At 61.3% G+C, this 15,856-nt stretch carries 15 protein-coding genes, 1 pseudogene and 1 CRISPR repeat array; of the genes and pseudogenes, 9 read left to right on the forward strand and 7 right to left on the reverse strand.

The window, feature by feature from the left end:
- Window positions 1-23: 23 nt before the first annotated feature.
- Together BFR47_RS03825 and BFR47_RS03830 are read right to left on the reverse strand one after the other, a co-directional pair.
- The gene (locus BFR47_RS03825; protein ID WP_245748783.1) at window positions 24-560 is read right to left on the reverse strand and encodes a prolyl-tRNA synthetase associated domain-containing protein; all 537 of its coding nucleotides are present in this window, start codon (window positions 558-560) and stop codon (window positions 24-26) included.
- Between the two features lie 100 nt (window positions 561-660).
- Window positions 661-963 carry a putative quinol monooxygenase gene (locus BFR47_RS03830; protein WP_071471846.1) on the reverse strand — a complete coding sequence of 101 codons (303 nt, stop codon included), beginning with the start codon at window positions 961-963 and terminating at the stop codon, window positions 661-663.
- A 74-nt stretch (window positions 964-1,037) separates the two neighbouring features.
- Between BFR47_RS03830 and BFR47_RS03835 the strand changes: the two genes are divergently transcribed.
- The gene (locus BFR47_RS03835; RefSeq protein ID WP_071471847.1) at window positions 1,038-1,445 is read left to right on the forward strand and encodes a VOC family protein; all 408 of its coding nucleotides are present in this window, start codon (window positions 1,038-1,040) and stop codon (window positions 1,443-1,445) included.
- 99 nt (window positions 1,446-1,544) lie between these two features.
- Window positions 1,545-2,603: a 3-deoxy-7-phosphoheptulonate synthase gene (locus BFR47_RS03840; RefSeq protein ID WP_071471848.1), complete on the forward strand. Its 1,059-nt coding sequence runs from the start codon at window positions 1,545-1,547 to the stop codon at window positions 2,601-2,603.
- Window positions 2,604-2,712: 109 nt separating this feature from the next.
- Here the strand turns inward: BFR47_RS03840 and BFR47_RS03845 are convergent, their stop codons facing one another.
- The 3 genes from BFR47_RS03845 to BFR47_RS03855 are packed head-to-tail and all read right to left on the reverse strand — an operon-like array spanning window position 2,713 to window position 5,281.
- Window positions 2,713-3,471, reverse strand: coding sequence for a vitamin B12 ABC transporter ATP-binding protein BtuD (locus tag BFR47_RS03845; RefSeq protein WP_071471849.1), 759 nt, complete (start codon window positions 3,469-3,471; stop codon window positions 2,713-2,715).
- Window positions 3,458-4,459, reverse strand: coding sequence for a vitamin B12 ABC transporter permease BtuC (gene btuC, locus BFR47_RS03850; RefSeq protein ID WP_071471862.1), 1,002 nt, complete (start codon window positions 4,457-4,459; stop codon window positions 3,458-3,460). The genes BFR47_RS03845 and btuC overlap by 14 nt, the downstream gene beginning before the upstream one ends.
- A gap of 42 nt (window positions 4,460-4,501) precedes the next feature.
- Window positions 4,502-5,281, reverse strand: a complete 780-nt coding sequence (locus tag BFR47_RS03855; protein WP_071471850.1) for a TSUP family transporter — start codon at window positions 5,279-5,281, stop codon at window positions 4,502-4,504.
- 246 nt (window positions 5,282-5,527) lie between these two features.
- On the opposite strand from BFR47_RS03855, the gene msrA reads away from it, so the two are divergent.
- The 3 genes and pseudogenes from msrA to BFR47_RS03870 all read left to right on the forward strand — a co-directional run bounded on the left by msrA (window position 5,528) and on the right by BFR47_RS03870 (window position 8,714).
- The gene (msrA, locus tag BFR47_RS03860) at window positions 5,528-6,142 is read left to right on the forward strand and encodes a peptide-methionine (S)-S-oxide reductase MsrA (protein WP_071471851.1); all 615 of its coding nucleotides are present in this window, start codon (window positions 5,528-5,530) and stop codon (window positions 6,140-6,142) included.
- Between the two features lie 2 nt (window positions 6,143-6,144).
- The gene (msrB, locus tag BFR47_RS03865) at window positions 6,145-6,615 is read left to right on the forward strand and encodes a peptide-methionine (R)-S-oxide reductase MsrB (RefSeq protein ID WP_071471852.1); all 471 of its coding nucleotides are present in this window, start codon (window positions 6,145-6,147) and stop codon (window positions 6,613-6,615) included.
- A 48-nt stretch (window positions 6,616-6,663) separates the two neighbouring features.
- Window positions 6,664-8,714 (forward strand): annotated as a pseudogene (locus tag BFR47_RS03870) (putative bifunctional diguanylate cyclase/phosphodiesterase).
- On the opposite strand, the gene BFR47_RS18985 reads toward BFR47_RS03870, so the two are convergent.
- Both BFR47_RS18985 and BFR47_RS03880 read right to left on the reverse strand, forming a co-directional pair.
- Entirely contained in the window at window positions 8,711-8,833 is a 123-nt protein-coding gene (locus tag BFR47_RS18985; RefSeq protein ID WP_281245932.1) for a hypothetical protein, read from the reverse strand. The pseudogene BFR47_RS03870 and the gene BFR47_RS18985 sit on opposite strands and share 4 nt — an antisense overlap.
- Complete coding sequence (locus BFR47_RS03880) at window positions 8,785-10,173, reverse strand: RimK family protein (RefSeq protein WP_245748784.1); 1,389 nt, start codon at window positions 10,171-10,173, stop codon at window positions 8,785-8,787. The genes BFR47_RS18985 and BFR47_RS03880 overlap by 49 nt, the downstream gene beginning before the upstream one ends.
- 138 nt (window positions 10,174-10,311) lie before the next feature.
- Here BFR47_RS03880 and rimI point away from each other — a divergent pair, with 138 nt between their 5' ends.
- From rimI to BFR47_RS03900, 4 genes are all read left to right on the forward strand, one after another.
- Complete coding sequence (gene rimI / locus BFR47_RS03885) at window positions 10,312-11,418, forward strand: ribosomal protein S18-alanine N-acetyltransferase (RefSeq protein ID WP_071471855.1); 1,107 nt, start codon at window positions 10,312-10,314, stop codon at window positions 11,416-11,418.
- A 199-nt stretch (window positions 11,419-11,617) separates the two neighbouring features.
- The gene (locus tag BFR47_RS03890; RefSeq protein WP_071471856.1) at window positions 11,618-12,079 is read left to right on the forward strand and encodes a hypothetical protein; all 462 of its coding nucleotides are present in this window, start codon (window positions 11,618-11,620) and stop codon (window positions 12,077-12,079) included.
- A gap of 192 nt (window positions 12,080-12,271) precedes the next feature.
- Window positions 12,272-14,179, forward strand: a complete 1,908-nt coding sequence (locus BFR47_RS03895; RefSeq protein ID WP_071471857.1) for a PhoX family protein — start codon at window positions 12,272-12,274, stop codon at window positions 14,177-14,179.
- Between the two features lie 244 nt (window positions 14,180-14,423).
- Complete coding sequence (locus BFR47_RS03900; protein WP_071471858.1) at window positions 14,424-15,473, forward strand: NADP(H)-dependent aldo-keto reductase; 1,050 nt, start codon at window positions 14,424-14,426, stop codon at window positions 15,471-15,473.
- Window positions 15,474-15,496: 23 nt separating this feature from the next.
- Window positions 15,497-15,831: direct repeats of the CRISPR family, unit length 29 nt; unit sequence CGGTTCATCCCCGTGCGTACGGGGAACGG.
- Window positions 15,832-15,856 lie beyond the last annotated feature (25 nt).

Consider the following 15,856-nt stretch of genomic DNA (forward strand, 5'->3'; position numbering starts at 1 on the left):
TGCTATGCCCCACAGGTGCGCAATCAAGGCGCCGGAACCGGCAGCCAGAGCGGCGTGTGACCGGTGCGGGAAGTGAAGCGCAGCAGATCGGTCTTGCTCAACAGCACGGTGGCAGTATTGCGCAGCGGGTGGCAGTGAAAGTCGTCGCCGTGCTCCAGCTCCCGATCCAGCCACAATTCCACTTGTCGTTCCCTGTCATGGACCAGCGCCAACACCGACACATGGCCGGGTTCGACCCCCAGATAACGCTGCAGCCGGTCGGCGGAGGCAAAACCGAGCCGGGACCAGCCCACCTGACGTGACAGCACTTTCAGATCCACCTGCTTGTCGGAACGGGTCAGCAACAGCGCATGGCGACGGCCGTAATTGTCGCGCAGAAACAGATTCTTGAGCCGGGTACCGGGGCGCTCCACCAGCAGCCGGTCGGCATCGTCGCAGGTAAACAGCGGCGGATGCTCGATCAGCGGCGGCGTTATGCCCCAGCCGGCCAGCAAGTTCATCAGGGTCAGGCTGTGCTTCATGTCTTCTGTCGCGGTCATGGACAAGGTCAGGCAATTCACGAGACACCTAACATATCGCTCACCACCTCCCTTTTCCACTCCGGGGCTTTACCGGTGCCCTGTCCGTGATGAAGCCCTGCCAGAAAGCGGGGCCTGTGGCTCAGCGGGACGGATTCATCGCCAGCACCCCGGCGCGGGTCACCGACTGCTCGGCGATCAGCTCGGTCACCACCGCACGGCTGGCCTTGTAATGAGCTGTCAGCTTGTGATCGGCCAGGGCCGCTTCATCCTGATAGATTTCATAGAGCCAGAACAGCTCGGGATCGGCCTTGTCCTGCAGCACGTCGAAGGCATGGCAACCCGGCTCGTCACGCACCGAGGCTTCGGCGTTGGGCAGCATGGCCGCCAGAAAGGCGTCGGTGGTGCCGGGCTTGAGCTTGGTTTTGACAATAATGGAATACATTGTAGACTCCGTTTGTTTATTTAAATTAAACAAATGGTACACAATACATCAGTAAAGAGACAAGGAACCCCGCCATGGAAAGACCCGGTCGTTTGAACGGCATGCGCCATATCGCCTTCACCATGCCCAACCTGGAAGAATGCGAGCACTTTTACACCGAGATCATGGGCATGGAGCTGCTGCGCCGGGCTCATAAAGATCTGGTCTATCTCACCTGCGGCAACGACAATCTGTCTCTGGGCCGCTCCGATCTACCCGCCAGCGGTGTGCAGAGCATGGATCACTTCGGCTTTATCGTGGACAGCAAGGCAGAACTGGAACTGTGGTTTCAGTACCTGCAGAGCAAGGCCGTGACCATGCTCGACCAGCCCCACGATCACGGTGACGGCGCGCGCAGCTTCCACATTACCGATCCGGCCGGTAACGTGATCCAGCCTATCTATCATCCGGAGATCTCCGGCCAGCGCTTCAGCAAGCCCTAAGCGGCAGATTTATCTCTTGCCGTGGTTTTCCCTGCCACGGCTTTCCGTTATGGTAAGGACATCGTGCTCCGGCACTCCCACTTTGCAATAGAGTACTTCATGTCCCCAGATACCGATAAACTGAACACCGATGAACTGAGAAGTCGCCGCCTGGCGGCGCTGATCACGCCGCACCAGCTGAACACCCAATTCCCCCTCACCGACACCATGGCCGAGACGGTGCTGACCGCCCGCGCCGACATCGAAGCCATTCTGACCGGTACCAGCCCCAGACTGTTGGTGATCGTCGGCCCCTGCTCCATTCACGACCCGGCCGCCGCCCTGGCCTATGCCGAGCGGCTGGCGCCGTTGCGCGAGCGTTACAAAGACCGGCTGTGCATTGTGATGCGTACCTATTTCGAAAAGCCGCGCACCATCGTCGGCTGGAAGGGGCTGATCAACGATCCGCACCTGAACGGCAGCTTCGACGTGAACACCGGTCTGCAGCTGGCCCGCAAGCTGTTGTGCGACATCAATGCCCTGGGGCTGCCCACCGCCACCGAATTTCTCGATATGGTGACCGGACAGTATATTGCGGATCTGATCAGCTGGGGCGCCATCGGCGCGCGCACCACCGAATCCCAGGTGCACCGGGAAATGGCCTCGGCGCTGTCGTGCCCGGTGGGCTTCAAGAACGGCACCGACGGCAACATCCAGATTGCGCTGGACGCGGTGCGCGCGGCCAGTCACCCGCACATTTTCTGCTCGCCGGACAAAGACGGTCAGATGACCATTTACCAGACCAACGGCAACCCCTTCGGCCATCTGATCCTGCGCGGCGGCAAGGCCCCCAACTACGATGCCGACAGCGTGGCCGAGGCCGCCGGCGGGCTGAAGCAGGTGGGGCTGTCACCCCGGCTGGTGGTGGACCTCAGTCATGGCAACAGCCTCAAGCAACACCAGCGCCAGTTGCTGGTGGCCGAAGACATCAGTACCCAGCTGAAAAACGGCAGTCGTTATATTGCCGGGGTCATGGCCGAAAGCTTTATCGAGTCGGGCCGACAGGAGGTGGTTGAAGGCAAGGCAGAGGTATTCGGCCAGAGCATCACCGATGCCTGTCTGGGCTGGAGCGACACCGAAGCCCTGCTGGAGACCCTGTATCAGGCAGTTGAGGTGTGACAGGGTAGGCGCCCATGCAGGCGGCGCAATCCGGTAGGCAGGAGTTTGCCTGCCGGTACTGCATCTCGCCTGAGGGTCTCGCGTACCCTGTGCCGCCGGCTAACGCGCTTTATTCTTCCGGCAGCATCATCCGGCGGCCATCCTGCTCCAGTACCCGTACCCTGACCTTAAACACCTCGGCGATCAACGCCGGGGTGATCACCCCGGGCCCGCCCCGTGCCGCCAGTTTGCCCTGATGCAGACACCAGACGTCATCCGCATACTGGCAGGCCAGGTTGATGTCGTGAATGGAGGCCACCACCGCCAGTCCTCGTGTTGCATAGCGACGCAACAGCCGCAGGGTGGCGAGCTGGTGGTGCCAGTCCAGCCCGGCCAGGGGTTCGTCCAGCAGCAGCAGGCGGGCATCGGGGTTGATGTCGGGGTGCACCTGCAACAGGGTACCGGCAATCAGCAGCCGTTGCTGCTCGCCGCCGGAAAGACTGGTGAGCGGGCGAGCGTAGAGTGACTCCAATCCCAGGGGCCCGGCCAGCTCGGCCATGACTCGGCACACCGCCTCGTTTATCCCGCCCAGCGGCTCCGCCCCCAGCGCCAGCAACTCGTAACCGCGCAGACCATGAGGCAAGGCCGCCTGCTGGGCCAGCATGGCTCTGTGCCGGGCCAGCTCATGCAGACTGAAGCCGGACAACGCCTGGCCCGCCAGCCGCACCTGCCCTTCTCCGTCGCTGTCACTCAGGCCCGCCGCCCCCGCCAGCAGGCTGGACTTGCCACTGCCGTTGGGGCCGATCAGCAGGGTCAGCCTGCCCGCCGTAAATTCACCGCTGACGGGGCCTACCCGTCGCGCCTGCACGAAACCGTCAAGCTCCAGCATGGCGACGCACCAACAGCCAGATGAACACCGGCGCCCCCAGGGTGGCGGTCACGGCACCGATGGGCAGCTCGCCCACCGTCAACACCGTCCGCGCCGCCACATCGGCCAGGGTCAGCACCATGGCACCTGCCAGCATGGACGCGGGCAGCAAGAAACGTTGCTTGCCCCCCACCAACAGACGCAGCAGATGAGGCACCACCAGACCGACGAAGCCGATGGGGCCGGCCATGGCCACACTGAAGGCGGTGAGCAGGCATACCGCCAGCACCAGCCGGGGCTGCAGCCAGCGCACATTCAGCCCCAGCAGCCGCGCCTGGTTATCGCCCAGCGCCAGCATATCCAGCCGGCGGCCCTGAGTGACCAGCCAGACCAAAGTAACCAGCGCCGGCAGCCACAACGACAATGGCTGGCCGTGGCCCAGGCTGCCCATCATCCAGAACAGAAAGCTGCGCAGCGAGGCATCGTCGGCCAGGTACAGCAGCCAGGTCAGCACCGCATTGGCGAGAATACCCACCGCCACCCCGAACAACAGCAGCGCCCCCGGCCCCAGCCGGCGCCGCGCCAGCGCCAGCAGCAACAGGGTGACCAGCAGGGCGCCGACAAAGGCGGCCAGCGACAGACTCCAGTAGGGTAGTGACAGTCCCAGATGAACCGACAGCGACAGGGTCAGCACCGCCGCCAGACTGGCCCCGCTGGATATACCAATCAGCCCCGGCTCGGCCAGGGGGTTGTGCAGCAGCACCTGCAACACGGCGCCGCACAGGGCCAGGCTGGCGCCCACCAGCACCGCCAGCAGGGTACGCGGCAACCGTAACTGCCAGAACACCTGCTGCTCCAGCCTGGACACCGGCTGCCACAGCGCTTCTATGCCCACTCCCACGGCACCCAACTGCAGGCTGAGCAACATGGCCACCAGCAACGCCAGCCCCAGCCCCAACAGCCAGTAGCGGTATTTACGTTGTTGTTGCTGAAAGAGTGTCGCCAGCATCATCCGGTTCCGTTACCCAATTTTCCGTTACCCATCTCTCCATTATCCAACCCAGGCAAACCAGGCCGGATATTGCTGCCACAGCAGGCGGACCGACATGACCAGCGACACCGTCACCAGCATGGGGCGAATAATACGGGTGCCCCGGGTGACCACCATTTTGGAACCCAGGCGGGCGCCGACAAACTGGCCAAGCGCCATCGATAACCCGACGACCCAGGCGACCTGACCGCCGAGCATGAAGAACAGCAGCGAGGCAAAGTTGGAGGTGAAATTCAGCAGCTTGGTGTGAGCCGTGGCCTTGGCCATGCTGAAACCGGCCAGGGCAATAAAGCCCAGCGCGAAGAAAGAGCCGGTGCCGGGGCCGAAGAAACCATCATAAAAGCCCACGCCGATGCCGACCAGCAGGGCGAAAGGAACAATACCCAGCCGACGTTGACGGTCTTCATCTCCCACCCGGGGCGAAAACAGAAAATACAGGGCAAAGGCCGCCAGCAGAAAGGGCAGTACCTTCTGCAACACCGACGCATCGATACGCTGCACCAATAAGGTACCTAGCATGCTGCCGATGAAGGTACAGGCCATCGCCCACTTCATGGTGCGCCAGTCGATCAACCCCCGACGCAGGTAATACAAGGAGGCGGAAAAGGTGCCGAAGCAGCTTTGCAGCTTGTTGGTGGCCAGCGCCATGGCCGGCGGCATGCCGGTAGCCAGCAGCGCCGGTACCGTGATCAAGCCACCACCACCGGCAATGGCATCGATAAAGCCCGCCAGCAGTGCCGCCAGCGCCAGCAGACCCAACGTGAGTAAGTCCAGTTCCATGATGATTCCGACATTCAGCACAAAGGCGCATAGACTAGCAGGATGGCAAAAGCAGCAACAGCAAAACCCTTGCTCTGGCACGACCTTAACGATACCGGTGCTGCAATATCCATCACATGACATGGGCCAGAAGGAACCAGGTGAAAGCAGGCGCGCAACCCTGTTGCCGGCCCGGCACCGCAAGGTCGTTTAGCCTGGCTGTCGGCTATGATAACGTAGCCTGAATTATCCATGAGGAGAAATGCAATGACGGATTCCGTACTGAGCCTGTTGCCCGGCGACTTTCCCGATGCCGACGACAGCGCCTTCCTGAACACCGGCGTACGCCGGCTGGTGCTGGCCGGCGGCTGCTTCTGGTGCACCGAGGCGGTGTACCGCCAGCTGAACGGGGTACTGAATGTGGTGTCCGGTTATGCCGGCGGCACCGAAGAGACCGCCAACTACGATGCCGTATGCAGCGGCACCACCGATCATGCGGAAGTCATCGCTATCGAATTCGACAGCGCCCTGATCGGCCCCGGCACCCTGCTGAAGGTGTTTTTCGGTATCGCCCACGATCCCACCCAGCTCAATCGTCAAGGCAACGACCTCGGCCGCCAGTATCGCTCGGCGGTGTTTTATCAGGATGACGCCGAACGCCGGCTCGCAGCCGACTATATTGCCCAACTGGAGCAGCATGGCGTGTTCCGGGCGCCCATCGTCACCACGCTGGAGCCACTGCAGGCGTTTTACCCGGCAGAGAGCTATCATCAGAACTATGCTGCAGTGAACCCCAATCAGCCTTATATTGCCGCCGTTGCCCAGCCCAAGGTGGCCAAGGTGCAGCATTTCTTCAAAGACCGGCTTAAAAAGGAGCTGTAATCATGGCACAAACTCCCAGCCCCTATGACCTGAGCCCCCCCACCGCCGAGCAGTTGCAACAACTGGCCGGGCAACTGAGTGCCGATGAGCGACGGATTTTGCTGAATCAGGGAACGGAAGCGCCGTTCTGCGGTGGCTTGCTCGATAATCACCAGAATGGCAGCTATGTGTGCAAGCTGTGCGCCCTGCCGCTGTTCTCTTCGGCCTGCAAATTCGAGTCCGGTTCCGGCTGGCCCAGCTTTTATGCCCCCTACCACCCGGACCATATTCTCGAGCTGGCGGATGTCAGCCATGGCATGCGCCGGGTCGAAATCCGCTGTCGCCGCTGCGACGGCCACATGGGTCATGTATTTCCCGACGGACCCGCCCCCACCGGCTTGCGTTATTGCCTGAATTCGGCCTCACTCAGCTTCTGTGCCGACGGCGAACCCAAGCCGGATCCACTGCGCCGTGGCGAGCGCGACTTTTTATAGGAAGTATGCATGCCAGACGGCGACGAGGTTAACCAGAACAAGGATGTAATGGGCGATCTGAAGCAACGTCTCGCCGACAGCCCGCTGCTGGTCAAGGGCTTCAACCGCCAGGGGCTGTGTATATTATGGAATCATGAGTGCGAACGCCGCTTTGGCTGGCACTGGGATGAATTACAGGCGCACCCGGATCCCCTGGCCCTGCTGTATCCCGACGCCGCCGTGCGGCGGGCCGTACGCCGCACCTTCAGCGCCGACTCCCGGTTTCGCGAGTGGGCGCCACTCACCCGCAAAGGGACTCCCCTGCCCAGTCTGTGGGTCAATATCACCCTGCCTAACGGCGAACTGCTCTGCATCGGCCACGATATCAGCAAGCAGAAAAAAGCCGAGACCAAACTGCAACTGGCGGCCCGGGTTTTTGAATGCAGTCTGGAAGGCATCATGATCACCGATGCCGACAACCGCATCATCAGGACCAACCCCGCCGTTTCCCACATTACCGGTTATGACTCCGACGAGCTGCTCGGTCGCACCCCGGCCATGCTGGCCTCGGGCCGGCACGACGCCGACTTTTACGATGCCATGTGGCACAGCCTGAACACCCGGGATCACTGGCGTGGCGAAATCTGGAACCGGCGCAAGAATGGCGAGCTCTATCCCGAGTGGCTGACCATTTCCGCCCTGCGCGGCAAAGACGGAAAATTGAGCCATTATGTGGCGGTATTCAGTGACATCAGCCAATTGAAGGTCGATACCGCCACGCTGGAACATCTTGCCCAGTACGATCCACTGACCGGTATTCCCAACCGTCGTCTGCTGGCCGACCGTTTGCTGCAGGCCATGGCTCGCGCCCGGCGCCTGAACAGCCAGCTGGCGGTGTGTTATCTGGATCTCGACGGTTTCAAGCAGGTTAACGATGAACTGGGCCACCCGGCCGGTGATCGGTTACTGATTGAAATCAGCCACCGGCTCAAGGCCACCCTGCGTGAATACGACACCCTGGCCCGGCTGGGCGGCGACGAGTTTGTATTGCTGTTTGCCGAGCTGCCCGACCACGATGATCTGACTCCCATCCTGACCCGGGTGCTGGAAGTCGTGTCGGCGCCGGTCACGCTGGACGATGCTCAGGCCTGGGTATCGGCCAGCATCGGCGTGACCTTTTACCCCCATGATGATGTCAGTGCCGATGTGCTGTTGCAGCATGCGGACAAGGCCATGTATCAGGCCAAGCAGGATGGTAAAAACTGCTATCGGTTTTACGACCATCGTCAACAGGCCGAACAGCAGGACCGTTACCGGCAGTTGCAAAGCCTGGAGCAGGCCCTGCAACAGGGCGAGTTCCTGCTGTTTTATCAGCCCAAGGTGGATCTGCTCAACGGCAGGGTCAGTGGGCTGGAAGCCTTGATCCGCTGGCAGCATCCCGAACAGGGGCTGCTGCTACCGGCCGACTTTCTGTACCAGTTTACCGGCAACCGGCTGGAGTGGGCGCTGGGCCAGTGGGTCATTCTGTCGGTGTTGCAGCAGATCGACCGCTGGCAACAGCAGGGATTGCATCTGACCGTCAGTCTCAATATCGGTGCCAACCATCTGCTGCAGCCGGATTTTGCCCTGCAACTGGACGCCGCCCTGCGGCGTTACCCCCGTATCCCCCCCGCCTGCCTGGAGCTGGAGTTTCAGGAACTGGCCGCCATCCATCATCTGGAGCAGGTCATTCAGGTGCTGGAACATTGCCATCGGCTGGGAGTACAAATCGCCCTGGATAACTTCGGCAGCGGCTTTTCTGCCCTGTCCTTTCTGCGCAGCTACCGCTGGACAAACTCAAGATTGACCACCGCTTCGTCAGCGACATGCTCACCAACGACGACGATCTGAGCCTGGTCAGCAGCATGCTGCAGCTGGCCCATACCTTTCATCACCCGGTGGTGGCGCAGGGGGTGGAAAGCGTTGAACTGGGCGCCATGCTCGGCAGCCTAGGCTGCCGCTTCGCCCAGGGCCATGGCATTGCCGTGCCCATGCCGGCCGCACAGGTGCCGGCATGGGTCCGCCGCTGGCATGAGCAGGGGCTGTGGGCCGATCTGCAAAGCCGCTTCGGCGCCGACTAGTTCGCTTCAAACCGGCGCACGAAGTCTTCTATCACCATGTCGTAGAGTTTGTCCTTGAGGAACAGGTCTTCTACCCCGTGATCGATATTGGGATTGTCGTTGACCTCAATGACCGCCACCCGCCCCTTGCCTTCCTTGATGTCCACGCCGTAAAGGCGTCACCGATGGGCTTGACCGCCTTGAGCGCCGCGCTGATCACCGCCTTGGGCGCCTCGAAGGTGGGCAGGGTCACGAAACTGCCGGAGTCCGCTTCCTTGCCGCCGTCGTTATGGCGATAAATCTGCCAGTGACCTTTTACCATAAAGTATTTGCAGGCGAAGATGGGCTGATGGTTCAGTACCCCGATGCGCCAGTCGAATTCGGTAAAGAAGTATTCCTGAGCCAGCACCAGCGCCGACGCATTGCGCAGGGTCGCCAGCGTCTCCACCAGCGCGGCCCGGTCCGCCACCTTGTAAACCCCACGGGAAAAGGCGCCGTCCGGTATCTTGAGCACCAGCGGATAGCCCAGCTCCTGCTCCAGCCAGGCCACCGCTTCTTTCTCTTTGGGGTTTACCATCAGCGTCTTCGGCGTCGGCACCCCGTGCTTGGTAAAGCTTTCGGCCAGAAACACCTTGTTGGCGCAGCGCAGAATGGAGGTGGGCGAGTCGATCACCACCAGCCCCTCGTGCTCGGCCTTCTGGGCGAAACGAAAGGTATGGTGATCGATGGCGGTGGTTTCCCGGATAAAGAGACCGTCGTATTCCGCCAGTCGCTGATAATCCTTGCGGGTGACAAGCTCCACATTGACGCCGGCTCGCTCGCCGGCCTTGACGAAACGCTTGAGCGCCTTGGGGTCGGAAGGCGGCAGCGCTTCGTCCGGGTTGACCAGCATCGCCAGATCGTAACGGTAGCGTTTGGTGGCTTTGGGCTTGCGCCAGATGATGCGGGAATAGGCTTCCAGCGCCTCGGCAAACCGATCTTCCTCCTCTCCCTGCAGCTCCCGGGGCGACAGGGTAGCCAGGCCGGCAAGCTCCCAGCGCGAACGCTTCTTGAAGGTCAGTTCCAGCACCGGACAGGGCAGCCGCTCGAACAACTCCCGGCACAGCGGCTCCAGCCCGGGCTCGGTTCCGTGGCCGAAGTAGCTTTTCAGCTTGATCTGTTTGACGCTGTCATTTTCCGCCAGTGGCGCCAGTGCCTCGGACACGCCGTCGAACCCGAAGGCGAACAGCCCCTTGTTGCGCAGGTTGTTGAGGGTGGCCACCGAGGGGATGACATGCTGGCCCCGGGCTTCCGCCAGCAGCGAGCAATAGTAGCCATTGGACAGGTACTTGCCGGTTTTGCACAGGTTGATGACCCGGGTGCGGGGCGCGTTTTTCGCCGGCGGCTGCTTGAGGTAGGTCTGAAAGTCGACCAGATTTTCGCTGGGAAAATACGGCGCCCAGGCGCTGAGTTCATCCACCACCAGGATAAGTTGGGTCATGGGATAATCCGTTATGGTTGCAGCCGTGATATGAAATTCACTCTATACGCAAATGACCACGAACACAGCGAAATTTTCTCGCGGCCAATATCAAATTATCGTATGTTGAAAGCCTCTCCAATACCCTGTCGGTGACCCATGTCTCCCCCCCTCGTCCGCCCTGCATTGAAGTCCGAACTGAACGAGCTGGTGGCTCTGGAAGAACGCTGTTTCAGCCAGGACCGGATCAGCCGGCGCAGCTTGCAGCGTTTTGTCGAACACCCGCAAGACAAGCTGCTGGTGGCCGAGCAGAACGGGCAACTGCTGGGCTATATACTGGTGCTGTTCCGGCGCAACACCCGGCTGGCACGGGTATATTCCATCGCGGTGGCACCGGACGCCCGCGGCCTGGGACTGGGCCAGGCGCTGATGCAGGCGGCCGAGGTTGGCGCCCGGGAGCGGGGCGCGGTGTTTATGCGCCTGGAAGTGCGGGCCGACAACGTGGCGGCGCAAAACCTCTATCAGCGCCTGGGCTACCGTCAGTTCGGGGTTTATCACGACTATTACGAAGATCATCAGACCGCCCTGCGCTACCAGAAACGCGTGCATCACTATCACCCGCTCAGCGGCACCAAAACCGTACCCTATTACCGCCAGACCACGGAGTTTACCTGTGGCCCGGCCTCGCTGATGATGGCGGTGAGTGCCCTCGACCCGGATTACCGGCCGGAAATCGATGAAGAGCTGCAACTGTGGCGCGAGGCCACCACCATTTTCATGACCAGCGGCCACGGCGGCTGCGGCCCCCACGGTTTGGCGCTGGCCGCCCGCCGACGCGGATTCAGGGTGGCATTAACCCTGAACCAGACCGGCCCCTTGTTTGTGAGCAGTGTGCGCACCGCCGACAAGAAACAGATACTGGAGCGGGTACACCAGCAGTTTCTGGCCCAGATGAGCGAGCTGGACATCGAACCGGAATATGGCCATTTCACCCTGGAACAACTGGAGCTGGGGCTGAGCCAGGGCGGCCTGCCGCTGGTACTGATCAGCACCTATCATCTGGACGGCCGCAAGGCACCGCACTGGGTGCTGGTATGCGCCATGGACCGGGAGTTCGTCTATATCCACGACCCGGATATCGACGAAGCCAACGGTGAAAGCGCGGTAGACAAACAGTATCTGCCGATAGAACGCCGTCGCTTCGATCGCCTGGCTCGCTACGGCCGGCACGGGTTACGCACCCTGGTATGGGTATACAAGAACTAGCAACACCGCCAAAGGTCAGGATCTGTCGGTCACGACCGGACGCGTACAAAATAAATATTTTAAAAATATAAAGATTACAAAAAGTTACCAACAATACGGACAAAAAGATTCAAACGTTACCCCACGGATATCACTTCCCTTGCCGGCAATCCTTTGTATAGTCAGAGCAAGTTATAAACAGTCCGAGAGAAACGTCTGTATGTTGAAAAAACAAATCATCGCCCTTGGGCTGCTGCCGCTGATGCTGGCCGCCTCCCCGGCTCTGGCCGACGAAACCCTCAGCACCGTACTGGGCGGCGGTGCCGGCGGCGCCGCCGGTGCCCTGCTCGGCAAGCAGATGGGGGGTGACACCGGCGCCCTGGTCGGTGCCGCCCTGGGTGGCGCGGCCGGTGGCGCCGCCACCGCCGACAGAGGCAACAAGAACGAAGCCGCCCTGGGCGGTGCCGTCGGCGCCCTGGGTGGCGCTGCATTGGGCAAGAACCTGGCCGGCGACACCGGTCAACTGATTGGCGCCGGCATCGGCGGCGGTGCCGGCTCGGCCCTGGGAGCGCGCTCCGGTGACGGCCACCGCCAGCAGGAAGTGCACCACTACTATCACGACAAGCGCCACAAAAAACACAAGCACAAACATAAGCACAAGCATCATCACCACCACGATTAACACGATGAACTCCTGATTGCAGCATCAAGGCCCGCCACCTGGCGGGCCTTTTCGTGTCTGCCGTAGCGGAGGCTGTGTCGCACCGTCATATTCCTGTCATCTCGCCGTTATCAAACTGCCATTTTTGATGTCTAGCCTAGGCCGCATCCATACCGTGGTTAGCACCCCAAATGAGCAAAGGATAAGTTTGAAATGAGCCAGTTTGAACTGAAGGATGATCAGAATCACCCCCGTACTCAGGTACCCGAATTTACCCGGATGGTCGAGCAGAACCTGAGCCGCCGCCGTTTTCTGGGCGGAGCTGCCGCCCTGGGCGCCGTTGCCTTCTTCAGCGCCTCGCCAATTTCCCGCGCCATGGCCGCCGCCACCGGCCGAAGTCCGCTGCTGGGCTTCGAGGCCGTGCCGACCAGCACCGCCGACACCGTTGTGGTACCGCCTGGCTACAAGGCCGAGCGCCTGATTTCCTGGGGTGACCCCCTGTTTTCCAACGTGGCCGAATTCATCAACGGCGGTGGCAATACCTCTGCCGATCAGAGCGGTCAGTTTGGCGACAACAACGATGGCATGAGCTTCTTCCCGGTGGATGACAACACCGCCATCCTGGCCATCAACAACGAATACACCAACTACGAGCTGATGTTTGCCCACCAGGGCAAGAACATGACCGCCGATGATGTGAAAAAGGCCCAGGCCGCCCACGGCGTATCGGTGATCACCATCAAGAAGCAGGCCGACGGCTGGCGTTTTGAAAAAGACGGCAAGTTCAACCGCCGCATCAATGCCAACACCCCCATGGCCATCGGCGGTCCGGCCAGGGGCCATGAGCTGATGAAGACCAAGGCCGACCCCAGGGGCGAGCAGGCACTGGGCACGTTCAACAACTGTGCCAACGGCATGACCCCCTGGGGCACCTACCTGACCTGTGAAGAAAACTTCAACGGTTATTTCGGCAGCGCCAAGTCGGTTGAGATTTCCCCGGCCCTGACCCGCTACGGGGTGGCCGCCGAAGACGCCGGTTATCAGTGGCACAAGTTCGACGACCGCTTCGATCTGGCCAAAAACCCCAACGAACCCAACCGCTTCGGCTGGGTGGTGGAAATCGACCCCACCGATCCCAACTCCACCCCGATCAAACGCACCGCCCTCGGTCGTTTCAAGCATGAAAACGCCGAGCTGGTCATCGATAAAGACGGCCACGCGGTGGTGTATCTGGGTGACGACGAGCGCGGCGAACACCTGTATCGCTTCGTCAGCGAAGGCAAGTACAACCCGAACGACAGGGCGGCCAACCGCAATCTGCTGGACAAGGGCACCCTCTATGTAGCCAAATTCCATGCCGAGGAGGGTGAACTGAAGGGCAAAGGCGAATGGCTGGAACTGACCTTCGGCAAGAACGGGCTGACCCCGGAGAACGGCTTTAACAGCCAGGCCGAGGTGTTGATCCACGCCCGCCTTGCCGCCACCCAGGTGGGCGCCACCACCATGGACAGACCCGAGTGGGTGGCCGCTCACCCCACCGAGCCGGTGGTGTTCTGTACCCTGACCAACAACAAGAACCGGGGTACCAATGACCACCAGCCGGTGGGCGGCCCCAACCCCCGGGCCGAAAACCACTACGGCCAGATCCTGCGCTGGCAGCCGGCCAATGGCCGTCATACCGCCGGTGAGTTCGACTGGGATCTGTTCCTGCTGGCCGGCAACCCGACCGTACACCAGAACAGCCTCTATGCCGGCTCGGCCAATATCAACGCCGACAACATGTTCAACAGCCCCGACGGTATCGGCTTCGACCAGGCCGGACGGCTGTGGGTACAGACCGACGGCAACTACTCCAACCAGGGCGACTTTGCCGGCCAGGGCAATAACCAGATGCTGTGCGCCGACCCCGCCACCGGCGAAATTCGCCGCTTTCTCACCGGCCCCGTCGCCTGCGAGATCACCGGCCTGACCTTCAGCCCGGATCAGAAGACCCTGTTTGTGGGCGTGCAGCACCCGGGCGAAGAGCTGGCCGGATCCCACTTCCCCATGGGCGGAAACAGCACCCCCCGTTCCAGCGTGATGATGATCACCCGCGAAGACGGCGGCATTATCGGCGCCTGATTAACGTCAGGGACTCGGACCTTGTAGGCCGGGGGCTCCCCGGCCTACAAAATACCGTCACTCCGGCGAAGGCCGCAGTCCATCTCACAAACATCATCACACCAACAGGCACCACTCAGCGTCTGCAATCAGCACCACTTACAGCTTACGGGTGACAGCTCCCCGAAGGGGCACCGTGATCTTTCACAACCTTTGCTGGTATGCTGTTTTTTCAAAAACACATAACCAACCTGTGGGGAGCGCGATGCAATACAGGAAACTGGGCAACACCGATATTGACGTCAGCCTGATTGGCCTGGGCACCATGACCTGGGGCGAGCAAAACACCGAAGCCGAAGCCCACGCCCAGCTGGACCTGGCGCGGGATCACGGCATCAATCTTGTCGACACCGCCGAGATGTATCCCATTCCGCCCAGAGAAGCCACCCAGGGCGACACCGAAACCATGATTGGCAACTGGCTCTCCGCCCGCGGCAAGCGCGACGAATTGATTCTGGCCACCAAGGCGGTGGGACCGTCACGCAATCCGGGGCGACCCTCTTACTTTCGCAACGGCAAGGCCTGCCTCGACAGCGCCAACCTGATCGAAGCGGTCAACGACAGTCTGCGCCGACTCAAAACCGACTACATCGACCTTTATCAGCTGCACTGGCCGGACCGCAGCGCCAACTACTTCGGCAAGCTGGGCATGGATCGGCTAGAGCAGGAAGAAACGGTCCCCATCGAAGAAACCCTGCGCGCGCTGGAAGAGCTGGTGAAAAGCGGCAAGGTCCGCCAGATTGGCGTGTCCAACGAAACGCCCTGGGGCCTGCACCAGTACCTGAAACTGGCCGAACAGGCCGGCCTGCCGCGTATCGTCAGCATCCAGAATCCCTACAGCCTGCTCAACCGCAGCTATGAAGTGGGGCTGTCGGAATTCAGCCTGCGCGAACAGGTGGGCCTGCTGGCATATTCTCCACTGGCCTTCGGCATGCTCACCGGCAAATATGAAAACGGCGCTCGCCCCACCGGCGCCCGCCTTACCCTGTACAGCCGTTTTCAACGCTACCTCAATCCCCGCGCCCAGCAGGCCAGTGCCGCCTACGTCGCCCTGGCCCGGGAGCACAACCTCAGTCCGGCACAACTGGCCCTGGCCTTTGTGAACAGCCGCCCCTTCGTGACCAGCAACCTCATCGGCGCCACCAACCTGGTCCAGCTGAAAGAGAACATCGACAGCGTGAGCCTCACCCTGAGCCCGGAACTGCTGGAAGCGGTAGAAAAACTGCACCTGGAGATGCCGAACCCGGCGGTGTGAGGTTATCCAATAGATAGGGAAAGCGGTTTATCCCCGTGTGCACGGGGAACGGTACCACCAGGTACTCACCTACCCGGAAATCGCCGGTTCATCCCCGTGCGTACGGGGAACGGATGGAGCCATTGTTTCGCGACGGTGATCTGATCGGTTCATCCCCGTGCGTACGGGGAACGGACCAGCTGGCACCGGATAAACTATCCGTTGAACGGTTCATCCCCGTGCGTACGGGGAACGGGACTACTACCGGGTCGAGCCCGGCACCCTGACCGGTTCATCCCCGTGCGTACGGGGAACGGGTTAAAGGTTGAATATTCAACCAATAGTTTGATCGGTTCATCCCCGTGCGTACGGGGAACGGCGCCTGTTCAGCGGCGGCGGCGGCA

Source organism: Oceanisphaera psychrotolerans, from assembly GCF_001870485.1.
Classification (GTDB): domain Bacteria; phylum Pseudomonadota; class Gammaproteobacteria; order Enterobacterales; family Aeromonadaceae; genus Oceanimonas; species Oceanimonas psychrotolerans.

What these genes read in the sequence shown, in the direction of transcription:
- BFR47_RS03830 (WP_071471846.1), bottom strand. Translation starts at nt 963, where the DNA reads ATGTATTCCATTATTGTCAAAACCAAGCTCAAGCCCGGCACCACCGAC.
- BFR47_RS03890 (WP_071471856.1), top strand. Translation starts at nt 11,618, where the DNA reads ATGTTGAAAAAACAAATCATCGCCCTTGGGCTGCTGCCGCTGATGCTG.
- btuC (WP_071471862.1), bottom strand. Translation starts at nt 4,459, where the DNA reads ATGCTGGCGACACTCTTTCAGCAACAACAACGTAAATACCGCTACTGG.
- msrA (WP_071471851.1), top strand. Translation starts at nt 5,528, where the DNA reads ATGACGGATTCCGTACTGAGCCTGTTGCCCGGCGACTTTCCCGATGCC.
- msrB (WP_071471852.1), top strand. Translation starts at nt 6,145, where the DNA reads ATGGCACAAACTCCCAGCCCCTATGACCTGAGCCCCCCCACCGCCGAG.
- rimI (WP_071471855.1), top strand. Translation starts at nt 10,312, where the DNA reads ATGTCTCCCCCCCTCGTCCGCCCTGCATTGAAGTCCGAACTGAACGAG.
- BFR47_RS03845 (WP_071471849.1), bottom strand. Translation starts at nt 3,471, where the DNA reads ATGCTGGAGCTTGACGGTTTCGTGCAGGCGCGACGGGTAGGCCCCGTC.
- BFR47_RS03855 (WP_071471850.1), bottom strand. Translation starts at nt 5,281, where the DNA reads ATGGAACTGGACTTACTCACGTTGGGTCTGCTGGCGCTGGCGGCACTG.
- BFR47_RS03880 (WP_245748784.1), bottom strand. Translation starts at nt 10,173, where the DNA reads ATGACCCAACTTATCCTGGTGGTGGATGAACTCAGCGCCTGGGCGCCG.
- BFR47_RS03840 (WP_071471848.1), top strand. Translation starts at nt 1,545, where the DNA reads ATGTCCCCAGATACCGATAAACTGAACACCGATGAACTGAGAAGTCGC.
- BFR47_RS03900 (WP_071471858.1), top strand. Translation starts at nt 14,424, where the DNA reads ATGCAATACAGGAAACTGGGCAACACCGATATTGACGTCAGCCTGATT.
- BFR47_RS03835 (WP_071471847.1), top strand. Translation starts at nt 1,038, where the DNA reads ATGGAAAGACCCGGTCGTTTGAACGGCATGCGCCATATCGCCTTCACC.
- BFR47_RS03895 (WP_071471857.1), top strand. Translation starts at nt 12,272, where the DNA reads ATGAGCCAGTTTGAACTGAAGGATGATCAGAATCACCCCCGTACTCAG.